Consider the following 13,079-nt stretch of genomic DNA (forward strand, 5'->3'; position numbering starts at 1 on the left):
AGACACAGGGAAGAGGGGGTTCTGGAGCGGAGTGTTAACACGCCGGGTCGGTTAACACCGCGCCGCGGAAGGCGCTCTTCATCGATGAGCCCATCCGGAGAACCCGCATGCACCATTCCCCGCCCCGCTTCCTGCCTCTGGCTGCCGGCACTGCCCGCGCAGCAACCCTGCTTCTGTTGCTGGCCGCCTGTCCGCGGGTCGATGCCGGCACGACGCCCGTCGTCGGGCTGCCCTGCGAGGACTGCGACGTGCCGCTGATCGGCATGCCGGATGCGCTGCCGGCCAACGCCCGGCTGGCGCCCGCCGATGAACCCGGGCAGCGCCTGCGTCTGGCCGGGCGGGTGACCGATGCGCAGGGACGGCCGCGTCCGGGTGTCATCGTCTACGCGCACCAGACCAACCAGCAGGGACTCTATCCGGGCGAAAGGACGGACGACGATCCGGGCGTCCGGCGGCACGGCCGGCTGCGCGCATGGGCCGTCACCGATGCCGGCGGACGGTATGCGTTTTCCACCATCCGCCCCGGCAGCTACCCCGGAACGCGCATGCCCCAGCACATCCACCTGTACGTGATCGAGCGCGGCTGCGCGCTGTACTACATCGACGACGTACTGTTCCGCGACGACCCGCACCTGACCCCCGCGGTCGCGCGCAGGGCAGCGCAGGGCCGCGGTGGTCCGGGCATCGTGACACCCGTGCGGGTCGCCGATGGCTGGGAGGCGACCCGCGACATCGTGCTGGGCCGCCGCATTCCCGGCTATCCGGGCTGCGCTCCGTGAACGGCCAGGCCATGGAGCGGTATCCGCTGGTCCTGCGGCTGCTGCACTGGCTGCTGGCGCTGCTGTTGATGGCGCAGCTTGCGCTCGGGTTCGCGGCCGAACACTGGACCCCGCGCGCGCTCTCCGATGCGCTGCTGCCGGTCCATTTCCGGCTGGGCGTGCTGATCCTGTGCCTGATGCTGCTGCGCCTGGGCCTGCGTCTGTGGCTGCCGATGCCCGGCCACGATGATGGATCGCGGCGGCGTCGTGTGGTCCGCACGTGGGTGCATGGACTGCTCTACGTCCTGGTACTGGTATTGCCGGTCAGCGGCCATGTGATCTGGGTATGGATGGGGGCGGACCGGGTACTGTTCGCGGGCGTGGAGGTTCCCGCGCTGTTCGTCCCGCCCGACGACGAAACGGGGCGGGCGGTTGCCTGGTACGTACATGTATACGGCGCCTGGCTGCTGTCGGCGCTGGTCGGCCTGCATGCCGCGGCCGCCGTGTTCCATCATGTGCGCCACCGGGATGGTTTCATCGTCCGGCGCATGGGCTTCGGGAGCATGGCCGGCAGCGGGTCCGCGCCGGCCTTTCCGCATCGCCGATCGGCCGGGATTCAGCGCCGCAGCCAGAAATAGATCGGCAGTCCGGCCACGATCAGGCCAGCACCCCACAGCAGCGCTTCGGCGCCGATGCCGCCGAGCGCATACAGGCTGAAGGCCAGCGCGCCGGCGGCGGCCAGCCGCGAGGCGCCGCGGTCGCCGCGCCACAGCCACGCGGCGGCGCCGGCGAGGTAGGGCAGCAGGGTGGCGGCAGTGGACAGCAGCACCGAGAACTTGAACAGGTCCACCAGCGAGCGGTTGTAGTTGCTGATCACCAGCACGGTGGCCAGCAGGCAGCTGACGATGACGCCGAAGACCGGGGCGCCGCGGCGGTTCTCGCGGGCGAAGGCGCGCGGCAGCACGCCATCGCGGGCGGCGGCCATCGGCAACTGTGCCGAGAGCAGGGTCCAGCCGTTGAGCGCGCCCACGCAGGACACCGCCATCACCACCGCCAGCAGCACGCCGGCCGCCGGCCCCCACAATGCGGCCGCGGCGTCGGCCATCGGCGCGCTGGAGCGGGCCAGCGCGTCGGCCGGCAGCAGGCCCAGCACGGTGGTGCAGGCCAGCACGGTGGCGATGCCGGCGATGGCGGTACCGGCCACGGTGGCGCGGGCCACGGTACGCGGGGCGTCGTCCACCGACCCGGCCGGTACGGTAGCGGCTTCGAGGCCGATCATCGCCCACAGCGTCAGGGCGACGGTGGCGCCGGCCACGCTGCCCAGTGATTCCCCGCTGGGGTTGAACGGCACGTAATGGCGGGTGTCGACGAACCACAACGCCACCAGCCCGAACAGCAGCAGCGGCACCACTTTCAGCACGGTGGTCAGCAACTGCAGCCGGCCGGCCTCGCGCAGCCCCACCAGGTTGACGCCGGCGCACAGCCACAGGGCGATCAGGCCGCAGCTGGCCGCGCGCACCGGCGTGGCGGTCAGTGCCGGGAAGATGGCGCCGACGCTGCCGGCGAAGGCAACGGCAATCGCGGCGATGGCGCACCACATCGAGATCCAGTAGCTCCACGCCACCACGAAACCGGGCAGTTCGCCGAAGGCGTTGCGCGCGAACACGTACGGGCCGCCGGTCTGCGGCCAGCGCCGCGCCAGCCGGGCGAAGGTGACCGCCAGCAGCAGCGCGCCGCACAGGGTGATGCCCCAGCCGATCAGGGTCGCCGCGCCATAGGGCGCCAGCGTGGCCGGCAGCAGGAAGGTGCCCGAGCCGATCATGCTGCCCACGACCAGGGCGGTGGCGGACCAGAAGCCCAGCGGGCGGTGCGAGGTAGTCATGGAAGGCGGCGTGGCAGGAGCGCGGTCACCGCCGCGGCGGGGCGGCGGATCGGGCGGATGGCGGGGAAGGGCGCGTGCCGGGGCGGGCGCCGGAATGGGCGCGGATTATGACGGTTTGCCGACCGGGCCGCGACGGCGCGGGCCGGACAATGACCTATGGCCCTTTCCGGCCAGCCGCCGCGCGTGGAGGCTGGCCGCTTCATTCCCCCGCTGGATTCCCCATGAAGCTGCGTCCGCTGGCCCTGTCCGTTTCGCTGTCGCTGGCCGTCGTGCTGGCCGCCTGTTCGCCCTCCGCGCCGCCGGCCGGCAGCGGCGATGCCGCCAACCCGGCATCGCAGGCCGACAAGGCCGCGCAGCTGAACCAGCTGTACGCCGACTACTGGGAAGGCGTGCTCAAGCTCAATCCGCTGCAGGCCACCTACCAGGGCGACAAGCGCTACAACGACCAGCTGCCGGACATGGGCTCGGCCGAATACCGCCGGCAGATGCACGACTTCACCGTGCAGTGGCTGGACAAGGTGCAGAAGATCGGCGACGCCGGCCTGGACGGCCAGGCCCTGCTGAGCTACCGCATCTTCGTCGAAGAACAGAAGCAGTCGCTGGAAGGCGAGAAATTCCCCGGCTGGATGATGCCGGTCAACCAGATGGGCTCGATCGTCAGCTATGCGGTGATGTTCGGTTCGGGCCAGGGCGCGCAGCCGTTCAAGACGGTGAAGGACTACGACGACTGGCTCAAGCGCGCCGCGCGCATCCCGGTGCTGCTGGATACCGAGATCGCCAACATGCGCGAAGGCATGAAGGCCGGCGTGGTGCAGCCGCGCGTGCTGATGGACAAAGTGGTGCCGCAGTTCGACGCGATCCTTGCCGCCAAGGCCGAGGACAGCCAGTTCTGGGGTCCGGTCAAGTCGATGCCGGCCGAATTCCCGGCTGCCGACAAGGAGCGCCTGACCGCCGCGTTCCGCACGCTGATCGATGCTCAGCTGATGCCGGCGATCAGGAAGGAGCGCGATTTCATCGCCAACGAATACCTGCCCGCCACCCGCGACAGCGTCGGCCTGGATGCGCTGCCCGACGGCAAGGCGTGGTATGCCTTCAACGCCAGGCAGAGCACCACCACCACGCAGACCCCCGAGCAGATCCACGAGATCGGCCTGAAGGAAGTCGAGCGCATCCAGGGCGAGATGCGCAAGGTGATGGAGCAGGTGGGCTTCAAGGGCTCGCTGCAGGACTTTTTCAAGTTCATGCAGCACGACAAGCAGTTCGAGTTCAAATCCGAGGACGCGCTGCTGGCGCACTACCGCGGGCTGGAGAAGACGATCGAGGCCAACGTGCCGAAGCTGTTCTCGCTCACGCCGAAGGCCGGTTTCGAGATCCGCCCGGTCGAGGCGTTCCGCGCGCAGTCGGCCGCCGGCGGCGAGTACATGTCGCCCAGCGAGGACGGCAGCCGCCCGGGCATCTTCTACGTAAACACCTACGACCTGCCGACCCGCAAGACCTGGGACGCGGAGGACCTGTTCCTGCACGAGGCGATCCCCGGCCACCACTTCCAGATCGCGTTGCAGCAGGAGCTGCAGGGCGTGCCGGCGTTCCGCCGCTTCGGCGGGCAGACCGCCTTCATCGAAGGCTGGGGCCTGTACGCCGAAAGCCTGGGCAGGGACCTGGGCGTCTACACCGACCCGTACAGCTATTTCGGCCGCCTGCAGGGCGAGCTGTGGCGCGCGGTGCGCCTGGTGGTGGACACCGGGCTGCATGCCAAGGGCTGGACCCGCCAGCAGGTGCTGGACTACATGTTCGCCAACTCCTCGGTCAGCGAGCCGGACGCCATCGCCGAAGCCGAGCGCTACATGGCCTGGCCGGGCCAGGCGCTGGCCTACAAGACCGGCGAGTTGAAGATCCAGGAACTGCGCAGGCGCGCCGAGCAGAAGCTGGGCGACAAGTTCGACATCCGCCAGTTCCACGCCGAAGTGCTCAAGGACGGCTCGGTGCCGCTGGACGTGCTGGACGAGAAGGTCGACCGCTGGATCGCCGACAAGAGCCGGTGATGCACGTGGCCGGGGACACCCCCGGCCTTTCCGCCTGCGGTGCGGGGTGCGGGACGACGTCCCGCCGGGGTCCCATGGCGGGATTCGGCGGGGCGTTCAACGGGCGGCCTGCGCATGTGGCGCGGGGGCGCGTGCCGCCGTGGTGCCTGGGCCAGGCATTGCCCGGCGCTACAGGGACGGCATGCGAGAGTAGCGACCTTCCCTCCATCCCATTCCGGCGGGGCGTTCGCTGCCGCCGTGGTGCATGTCGATGATCTTACTGGTACTGCTGGTTCCCCTGTTGCTCGCGTTCTGGCTGTGGTGGCCGGTGACCTCCGGGCGTCGCCAGCGCCGCGGGTACGTCGGCGTCACGCTGGCGTTCGGCCTGCTGCCGCTTTTGCTGGGCGTGCTGTGGCGTCTGCATGTCCTGGGCGACGTTGCCGGCGCCTGGGCGCAGTTGCTGTTCGGCTGGGTGCTGGTGGTGTTCATGCTCGCGCTGCCGCTGGTGCTGCTGCGCGATGCGCTGTGGCTGCCGTTGCGTCTGCTGAAGCTCGGAGCGCCGTTGCGTGCCTTCCTGCATGGCATGCGGATGAACCATGGCATCGCCGTGGCGAGCGTGCTGTTGGCGACACTGGGCGTGTTCAATGGCCTGAAGCCGCCGCAGGTGCACGAGCGCGAACTGGTGCTGCGCACCCTGCCGCCCGAACTGGACGGCCTGCGCGTGGCGGTGCTGGCCGATATCCACGCCAGCCCGGTCAAGGGCGCATGGCGCACACGGCGCATCGTCGATGACGTGCTTGCGGCGAAGCCCGACCTGATCGTGCTGCCGGGCGACATGGTGGACGGGCAGGTCGAGAGCAATGCCGGCAATGTCGCCGCCCTGGCCGGGCTGCATGCGCCGCATGGCGTGTGGCTCGCGCCCGGCAACCACGAGTACTACAGCAACTACATGGCGTGGATGGCGCACTTCCGGCAGATGGGGCTCGGTGTGCTGGAGAACCAGACGGCGACGCTCGACATCAACGGCCGCATGCTGGCGGTGTCCGGCGTGGGCGATCCCGCCTTCCATCGGCAGGGCGATCTGGCATCGGGTGGCATCGCCCCGGACATTCCGGTGGTGGTGCGACAGGCTGCGGGCAGTGATTTCCACATCCTGCTCGCGCACCAGCCCAGGCTGGCGCGCGCGGCCGCGGCCACGGGCGCCATCGACCTGCAACTGTCGGGGCATACCCATGGCGGCCACATCCTCGGCATGGACCGCTGGCTGGTGGCGCCGGCCAACGACGGCTATGTACGCGGCGACTATCGGGTCGGCGGCATGACCCTGTTCGTCAGTGCGGGTGCGGGCCAATGGGATGGCTTCACCGCGCGCCTGGGCGTGCCGTCGAGCATCGATGTACTGGTCCTGCGGCGGGCCGCTCACCCTTGAAACGACCGCCATCGAGGCCGCTCCCGCCCGATGCCTCTCCTGCAGGAACAACAGCGGTCGCGACCCCGGAGCAGCCCGTCCGTTGACGGGAGTCGTGGGCGGTCCGCGCCGCTGCCGCCTTGCACGCGGCAGCGATGGACACCGGTTGCCGGTGATCCGCGATGGAGGGCAGGGGTGCCGGGGAGTGAACCGACAGGAACCGATCACCTCATCGAGCCTCCCGGTCGACGAGCCGCGCCCTCCGGAGTGGACACATCCTGTGCCGGAGGCGACCGGGCCGACGATGGGCCCGGTTGTCTTCCTGCCGACGCCAGGGCCGGCCGTTACAGCTCGGCGGTGCTTGTGACGAACACCGGCAGTGGCACATCCAGCACTTCATCGCTCACCGGGCGGCCGGCAAGGAAATCGGCGATGTTCCCGGCAATGCCCGCATTGCCCAGCCACAGTTCGTTGTCATGGCTTGCGCCGCGTACCAGCAACTGCCGGCCCCTGCTGAAGCCGGGCAGCAGTGCCTGGGCATTTGCCGGCGGGGTACGGCCGTCGAGCGTGCCGCTGATGAACAGCACCGGGACATCGCTGCGCAGCGGTCCGCGGAACGATTCGCCCAGGTCGGTGAGTCCGAGGCCATCGGCCAGGTCCGGGAACGGGAAGTTCAGGGCGTCGCCGAACAGGCTTTCGCGCGCCTGCGCCTCGACCAGGGCGCGGCGCTGCGGGCTCTGGCCGGACGCCACGTCCATCGCCAGTGGCATGGCGCGGAAGGTGCCGAGATCTTCGCGCATCATCAGCACGAAGCTCGCCAGCAGGCTGTAGTCGCCCACCTCGGCCTGGCGAAGCAGCAGTGGCAGCATCCGCTGGGAAGAGCGTCGTCCGAGCGCGTTCGCTATCGCGATCTTCGTGTCGTATTCGCCGATGCTGACTTTCCTGCCGCCATGCATGGGGCTGCTGGCCTCCACGGGGTGGCGGCGAACCGTTTCCAGCACGCGCCGGACCGAACCCTGCATATCGTCGAACCCCTGCCTGCGGGCGACAGCGGCCAGATCCGCCAGCAGGGCATCCGCAGCCAACGGCAACTTGATCGTATCGTCCGGTCCCTCGGTTCCCATCAGCACCACGCGCTCGAGACCCGGGCCGTGCCGACGGACGGTGGCCAACGCCAGGTGCGTGCCGTAGCTCATGCCCCACAGGCTGATGCGCGGCAGGCCCATCGCGCGCCTCAGGTCGTCGATGTCGTCGGCGCTCTCTGTGGTGGTATAGGCGCCGAGGTCGACACCTGCCTTCCGCCATTCGGCGATGCAACCGGCCGCCGTGTCGCGCAGCGCGATCAATGCCGCCTCCCGCTGCAGCGGCTGGGCATCATCGAACTGATGCGCGTGCGAGCACTCCGGAGGCATCTCTGAAAAATCGGTGCCGCGCTGGTCGAGCAGGAGCACGTCGGTCTCGCGACGGACGCGGTCGAATACCGGCCAGCGCGGTCCGAGCGCGGTCCCGAAACCGGAGTCGCCCGGGCCGCCGGCCAGATAGACCACCGGCGCGGCGCGGCCATCGCCGCCAGTGGCCGGCAGCCGCACCACCCGCAGGCGGATACGTGGGCCATCGGGCTCGCTGTGCCGGCGCGGTACCTCCAGGAAGGCCTCTTCGGCCGCGATCGTGCCGTGGCCCTTGGTCTTCATGGCATAGGGCGAGAACACCAGGGGGGCGTGTGCATCGCCTGCGAACGCCGGTGCGGCGGCGGTCAGCGCGATGCACGCCGCCACCAGCCTTCCAGCCCAATGCAGGGACGGGCCACGGTTGCCGGAAGCGGGAAGCGGTTTGCTGGACATGTCGGACTCCGGTTTCGTTGGGAAACGTGGACGGGGATCGGCCCACGGCGCCCACGATGGGCATGCCGGGGTCCACGTCACGGGACCAGCATCTCCTCCGCCACGGCGCCCCGGTCGGCCCCGTCCGCCGAACGGCTCCAGAGGCCCGTCCAATGTCTCCGCACAGCCGATACGATGGACGCATGCAGATTCCACGAACCCTGGCCGTCCTTGTCGTCCTGATCGCCGCCGTCGCCGCATGGCTGGTCGTCTCGACGCCCGACATGGCGACGGTGCAGGTACTGGCGGGAGAGATGGCGCCTGCGAAGGTGCCGGCGTCCGGTGACCTGCCGGCGAGCCCGCCGGACGATGTGGAGTGGCGTCCTCTCGACCAGGGCGTCCTGGCAACCTGGCGCGATCCCTACTGGCTGCGCTGGCGATCGCCCATGGGTACGACGCAGAACACGGCAGGCCGCGCTCTGCGCCTGTCACTGCGCGGCGCCAGCCGGCTCTCCTGGAACGGCCAGGCATTGCCCGGCAACGGTGTCGTGGGCCGCACCGCCGTGGAGGAGCGGCCAGGCCTTGTCGACATCGTCCGCATATTGCCGGCTTCTCCTGCCGTCGGAATGGACGAACTGGTTGTGCTCGCTTCCAGCCATCACCAGAGCGTCCCCCTGCGCAGTGCCGATGCCCTTGCCATGGTGGCGCCGCCCGCGCTGCTGTACGGCCAGATCATCCATCCCTGGCTGATCGCGGCCTTCGCCACGGGAGCGCTCGCGGCGGCATGCCTGTACTTCCTGGCGGTGCAGCGCGGCCGCCTGCGCATGCCCGACGTGCGTCTGCTGCTCGCGCTCTGCATGGTTGGACTGGCCTTGCCTGTCGTCGAAGCCTGGCGTCCGCTGCTGGGCTATGCCTACCCATGGCATGGTCCGCGCCTGCTTGCGTTGCTGGCCCTGCACGTGGCTGCGGCGGTATTGTTGCCGGCCTATCTCGCGCGCCGTTTCGGTGCCGCGATACCCATCAGTGCCCGCATCGCCTTCCTGGCGCTCCTCGCGGCGGCCGTGGTGTTCATGTCCAGCTTCGATGGACGCTCCACGGTGGTGCTGTTGTCGAGCCTGCTTGCCTCGGCTGGAGTGCTGCTGCGCGTGTCCGGTGCGCGGGAGGAACGCTGGCCGATCCTGGCGCTGCTGCTGGCCGGTGCGTTGGCGCTGGCCATCGCGCGCGGCGCGTTTCTCGATGGGCCGTATTTCCTGCTGCTGTCGGTACTGATGGGCTTTCTGCTGCTGCGCCACGCGGCGCAGCTGCGTGCGCTGGACCGGCACAATGCGCGCCTGAGCGAAGAGCGCGCCCGGCTGTCGCTGCAACTGTTGCAGCGGGGCATCCAGCCGCATTGGCTCATGAACACGCTGACCTGCCTGCAGGAGCTGATCGAACAGGCGCCGTCGCGCGCCAGCCGCATGGTCGAGTCGCTGGCCGAGCAGTTCGATCGGCTGCGCGACAGCAGCGCCCGGCAGAGCGTCCCGCTGGAGGACGAACTGGCCCTGTGCCGCAGTCACCTGGACATCGTCGGCCTGGCCCTGGATCACCCCATGGCACTGGAGGTCGACGCCGATGACGTCCGGTTGTCGCTGCCCCCCGGCATCCTCCACGCCCAGGTCGAGAACGCACTGACCCATGCCGGCGCCATGGCCTGCGCGCAGCGTCCGTTCCGCCTGCGCGTGCAGCGTGAGAGCGACCGCTGGATTCTGGAGCTGCGCAGCGCACGCGGGTCGTCGCCACATCGTGGACGGGGTACCGGCACGCGCTACATCGAGGCCAGCCTGGCGGCCGCCTGCCCCGGCGGCTGGCGGTTCATCCAGGGCGCGGATGGCGCCGACTGGCACGGCCGGATCGAGATGGCATGCGCATCCTGATCGTCGAGGACGAACCGCTGGTCCGCCAGCGCCTGTTGCGCCTGTGTGCGGAACTGGCCGGCGCACGTGCACGTTTCGATGCGGTCGCAGATCTTGAATCGGCTGGCGACAGGCTCCAGCGCAATGTCTACGACGGTCTGTTGCTGGATCTGAATCTCGGGGGCGAGGATGGCTTCGAACTGCTGCGGCGCGCGGTGTCCGGGCGCTACCACTGCGTCGTGGTGTCGGCCCATCGCGAGCGTGCGTTGCAGGCCTTCGAACATGGCGTACTGGACTTCGTCCCCAAGCCCTTCCCACGCGAACGTCTCGGCCAGGCGCTGGAGCGCCTGCTCGACGTGGGGCGTTATCGCTCCGGGCGCGCGCGTTATCTCGGCATATGGCGCGCCCAGGGCACGGCGCTGGTTGAGCTGGCGGACGTGGTGTGGATCCGCGCGGACGGCGACTACAGCGAACTGCGCATGCGCGACGGCCGCAGCGAACTGCACGACAAATCCCTTGCCGGCCTGAGCGGCGTACTGCCCCCCGATTTCGTGCGCTGCCACCGCTCCTATCTGGTCAATCTGCGCCATATCCGCACCCTGCATGCCGCTTCCGGGAGCCGCTATTGGCTGGTGCTGGGCGACGGCGCCGAGCTCCCTGTGGGTCGTGCCCATGTTGCCGCCCTGCGGCATGAACTCGGACTTGAATGAGGGCGTCGCGGGCCTGTGGCCGCTGGCGGGAATGGATCGCCGGGGCGGTTGGACTGCCGTCCCCGTGCCATTGAACTGATCCCATGCTGATCGAGATCCGCGGAGCGATCGCTCGAGGAAATGGGGGCTCATTGAACACCGGCGGCCCGGAGGCGTTCAGCCATCCCCTGGAGCCGTTCGCTGGGCAGGCGTGCCGCAACCGCAAGGGCATGGGAGATGCTTGCGCGGGCTGATGGAAGGCACGACGACGGCTTCCGCCATGCCATGCAGCGCAACTCATGAAACGCCAGAAGGGCGGGACGCCATGCCTCACGAAATCGCTGGAAATCCGCCACGCAACCCGGCTTCGCCATTGATCGTGCCGTTGGTGGGCCTTGTGCTGCTGGGCGCATTCTGCGCCGGCGCACAGGCGTCGCCGCCACCGGCGCCACGGAATCTCCCGCCGTTCGCGCGGGTCATCGAGCGCGAGGTGCCGATCATCATGAAGGACGCCAGGATCCAGGGCGCTGCAGTAGGGTTGATCGTCGACGGGAAGCTGGCATACGCACGGGGGTTCGGCCATGCCGACCACGCGGGCAAGGTGCCGGTGACGCCCGATACGGTATTTGTCGCGGCGTCCCTGTCAAAGCCGGTCGCCAGTTGGGTGACGATGCGGCTCGCCGGCCAGGGGCGTGTCCACCTCGACGAACCGGTGGCGGATGTACTGTCGCCGTGGCCGTTGATGCAGGGACCCTATGACTACCGGAAGATCACGGCCCGCCATCTGCTCTCGCACACGGCGGGTACCAGTCTGGGAGGTTACGAGGGCTGGCTTGATTTCAGGGAATTGCCAACGCTCGAGCAATCGTTGGCGGGAAAGACGAACGGGCGCGGTGCGGTCGAACTTGTCGCGCCCGCCGGCAGCAGGTTCCAGTACTCCGGCGGCGGATACACCCTGCTGCAGCTCACCCTCGAGCGGGCGACCGGGCGCAGGTACCAGGACCTCGCGCGTGAGTTGATATTCACTCCGCTGGGCATGGCGCACAGCAGCGTCGCGATGACGCCGGCGGTGCTTGCCGGCGCGGCGGAAGGGCATGGAGACGATGGCGCTCCGGTGCCGATGCGTTATTACGTCGAGCAGGCGCCCTCGGCCCTGAGCACGACCGTCCACGACTTCACGCGCTGGATGATCGCGGGCATGCAGGGCAGTTCCGGCACGCATCCCCTGGATGATGCGCAGCTCTCACAGCTCTATACGCCCGCCGGATTGAGTACGCCGCGCACGCCTGGCGAGATGGTCTATGGCTTGGGCCACTTCATCGAAAGCCTCCCTGACGGCAGCGTCGCTGTCGGTCATGATGGGCGCAACCAGGCGGGCTTCCGCGCAAAATTCCTGATGCGTCCGGCGACGGGCGACGGCATCGTTTTCTTCAGCAACTCCCGCAGTGGGTTGGCGCTGGATCGCATCGTCTGCCTATGGGGCGCCGATGCAGCGAAAGCCGATCCCGTTCAAGCGTGCGGGAAATGACCCGCTGAGCGCGCCAGTCCTTGATCCGCACGCGGCGGCCATCGGTGGCGGGAGCGGCCGGACGCGGCTTCTGGCGGGGCTTGCCAAAGAATCCCCGGCGAGGCCTGCCCGGAGTCCGTCAGGCCTCGCCGGCCGGTGTGCGGGTCCGCCGATCGCGTTCCGCTGATGCCGGTGGTCGGAGGGGGGAGGCAGTCTGATGACAGGGGCCGGAGGGCGGAGTACCGCCATGACGAAGAGCCGTGCGGCCAGATGCATGCAGGTTCGCGCGCTCGTCCTGCAGGCATGGACGGGGAAGTCCGTACTGATGGGCAGGCAGGTTCGCCACTGGCGTCGCGCCCGTTGCCGTGAACGCGACGCGGGAGGCGGCCGCCCTACGGCGCGATCTGGCTGAAATCCTCCACGCGGGCGTGGCCATGCGTGGCGTCGCCGGTGCGCGGCACCGGGTAGTCGTCGCGGCGGTCCAGCAGCACGGTGCGCAACCCGGCTTCGCGTGCGGCATCCAGTTCCTCGACGATGTCGGACAGGAACAGGATGTCGCGCGGCGCGGTGCCGATGGCCGCGGCGATGCGCGCATAGCTGCCGGCTTCGCGCTTGCCGCCGATCTCGGTGTCGAAGTTGCCGGAGAACAGGCCATTGAGGTCGCCGGCGTCGCTGAACCCGAAGAACAGCTTCTGCGCCGGCACCGAGCCGGAGGAATACACGTACAGCGGGATGCCGGCGGCGTGCCAGCCGCGCAGCGCCGCGGCCACTTCCGGGTACAGGTGCGCGGTGTAGTCGCCGTTGCGGTAGCCGCTGTCCCAGATCATGCCCTGCAGCGCCTTGAGCGCGGTGTGCTTGCGGTCCTGGTCGATCCAGCCCTGCAGCGCCTCGACGATGACCTCGTCCTGGCAGGCGCTGGCGGCGATCTCGGTGGCGACGGCGTCGAGCCAGCGGCGTACCCCGGGTTCCTGTCCATGCGTGCGCACGAAGCCGGGCAGGGCGGCGCGGGCGTAGGGAAACAGCACTTCCTTGACGAAGGAAATGCTCGAGGTGGTGCCTTCGATGTCGGTGAGGATGGCGCGGACGGTCATGGCGGTACCTT

Annotated in this window: 11 protein-coding genes; 8 read left to right on the forward strand and 3 right to left on the reverse strand. The window is 69.3% G+C overall.

Annotated features, from left to right (window positions below; translation table 11 throughout):
• The first annotated feature begins 107 nt into the window (after positions 1–107).
• Complete coding sequence (locus AC1DGW_RS05945) at positions 108–779, forward strand: dioxygenase family protein (RefSeq protein WP_478020491.1); 672 nt, start codon at positions 108–110, stop codon at positions 777–779.
• Positions 776–1,396 (forward strand): cytochrome b, encoded by a 621-nt coding sequence (locus AC1DGW_RS05950; RefSeq protein ID WP_478020493.1) that lies wholly within the window; start codon positions 776–778, stop codon positions 1,394–1,396. The genes AC1DGW_RS05945 and AC1DGW_RS05950 overlap by 4 nt, the downstream gene beginning before the upstream one ends.
• On the opposite strand, the gene AC1DGW_RS05955 is transcribed toward AC1DGW_RS05950, so the two are convergent.
• Positions 1,375–2,640, reverse strand: coding sequence for an amino acid permease (locus AC1DGW_RS05955; protein WP_478020495.1), 1,266 nt, complete (start codon positions 2,638–2,640; stop codon positions 1,375–1,377). The two genes, AC1DGW_RS05950 and AC1DGW_RS05955, sit on opposite strands and share 22 nt — an antisense overlap.
• A gap of 221 nt (positions 2,641–2,861) precedes the next feature.
• Between AC1DGW_RS05955 and AC1DGW_RS05960 the strand changes: the two genes are divergently transcribed.
• Together AC1DGW_RS05960 and AC1DGW_RS05965 are read left to right on the forward strand one after the other, a co-directional pair.
• Complete coding sequence (locus tag AC1DGW_RS05960; protein WP_478020497.1) at positions 2,862–4,682, forward strand: DUF885 domain-containing protein; 1,821 nt, start codon at positions 2,862–2,864, stop codon at positions 4,680–4,682.
• Between the two features lie 250 nt (positions 4,683–4,932).
• Positions 4,933–6,090 (forward strand): metallophosphoesterase, encoded by a 1,158-nt coding sequence (locus AC1DGW_RS05965; RefSeq protein WP_478020499.1) that lies wholly within the window; start codon positions 4,933–4,935, stop codon positions 6,088–6,090.
• Between the two features lie 323 nt (positions 6,091–6,413).
• Here the strand turns inward: AC1DGW_RS05965 and AC1DGW_RS05970 are convergent, their stop codons facing one another.
• On the reverse strand, positions 6,414–7,910 hold the full coding sequence (locus AC1DGW_RS05970) for an alpha/beta hydrolase (protein ID WP_478020501.1): 1,497 nt from the start codon (positions 7,908–7,910) through the stop codon (positions 6,414–6,416).
• A gap of 62 nt (positions 7,911–7,972) precedes the next feature.
• Here AC1DGW_RS05970 and AC1DGW_RS05975 point away from each other — a divergent pair, with 62 nt between their 5' ends.
• From AC1DGW_RS05975 to AC1DGW_RS05990, 4 genes are all read left to right on the forward strand, one after another.
• Positions 7,973–9,802 (forward strand): histidine kinase, encoded by a 1,830-nt coding sequence (locus tag AC1DGW_RS05975; protein WP_478020503.1) that lies wholly within the window; start codon positions 7,973–7,975, stop codon positions 9,800–9,802.
• Complete coding sequence (locus AC1DGW_RS05980; RefSeq protein WP_478020505.1) at positions 9,790–10,491, forward strand: LytR/AlgR family response regulator transcription factor; 702 nt, start codon at positions 9,790–9,792, stop codon at positions 10,489–10,491. Before AC1DGW_RS05975 ends, AC1DGW_RS05980 begins: the two co-directional genes overlap by 13 nt.
• An 83-nt stretch (positions 10,492–10,574) precedes the next feature.
• Entirely contained in the window at positions 10,575–10,724 is a 150-nt protein-coding gene (locus AC1DGW_RS05985) for a hypothetical protein (RefSeq protein WP_478020507.1), read from the forward strand.
• A gap of 71 nt (positions 10,725–10,795) precedes the next feature.
• Positions 10,796–11,998, forward strand: coding sequence for a serine hydrolase domain-containing protein (locus tag AC1DGW_RS05990; RefSeq protein ID WP_478020509.1), 1,203 nt, complete (start codon positions 10,796–10,798; stop codon positions 11,996–11,998).
• 371 nt (positions 11,999–12,369) lie between these two features.
• Here AC1DGW_RS05990 and mtnC read toward each other — a convergent pair whose 3' ends face one another.
• Positions 12,370–13,068: an acireductone synthase gene (mtnC, locus tag AC1DGW_RS05995; protein WP_478020511.1), complete on the reverse strand. Its 699-nt coding sequence runs from the start codon at positions 13,066–13,068 to the stop codon at positions 12,370–12,372.
• Positions 13,069–13,079: the final 11 nt, after the last annotated feature.

This window comes from Stenotrophomonas sp. 05N423 (assembly GCF_056397145.1).

Coding starts and splice junctions, on each gene's coding strand:
- AC1DGW_RS05980 (WP_478020505.1), top strand. CDS start 9,790: ATGCGCATCCTGATCGTCGAGGACGAACCGCTGGTCCGCCAGCGCCTG.
- AC1DGW_RS05985 (WP_478020507.1), top strand. CDS start 10,575: ATGCTGATCGAGATCCGCGGAGCGATCGCTCGAGGAAATGGGGGCTCA.
- AC1DGW_RS05975 (WP_478020503.1), top strand. CDS start 7,973: ATGCCGGGGTCCACGTCACGGGACCAGCATCTCCTCCGCCACGGCGCC.
- AC1DGW_RS05965 (WP_478020499.1), top strand. CDS start 4,933: ATGATCTTACTGGTACTGCTGGTTCCCCTGTTGCTCGCGTTCTGGCTG.
- mtnC (WP_478020511.1), bottom strand. CDS start 13,068: ATGACCGTCCGCGCCATCCTCACCGACATCGAAGGCACCACCTCGAGC.
- AC1DGW_RS05970 (WP_478020501.1), bottom strand. CDS start 7,910: ATGTCCAGCAAACCGCTTCCCGCTTCCGGCAACCGTGGCCCGTCCCTG.
- AC1DGW_RS05955 (WP_478020495.1), bottom strand. CDS start 2,640: ATGACTACCTCGCACCGCCCGCTGGGCTTCTGGTCCGCCACCGCCCTG.
- AC1DGW_RS05990 (WP_478020509.1), top strand. CDS start 10,796: ATGCCTCACGAAATCGCTGGAAATCCGCCACGCAACCCGGCTTCGCCA.
- AC1DGW_RS05945 (WP_478020491.1), top strand. CDS start 108: ATGCACCATTCCCCGCCCCGCTTCCTGCCTCTGGCTGCCGGCACTGCC.
- AC1DGW_RS05960 (WP_478020497.1), top strand. CDS start 2,862: ATGAAGCTGCGTCCGCTGGCCCTGTCCGTTTCGCTGTCGCTGGCCGTC.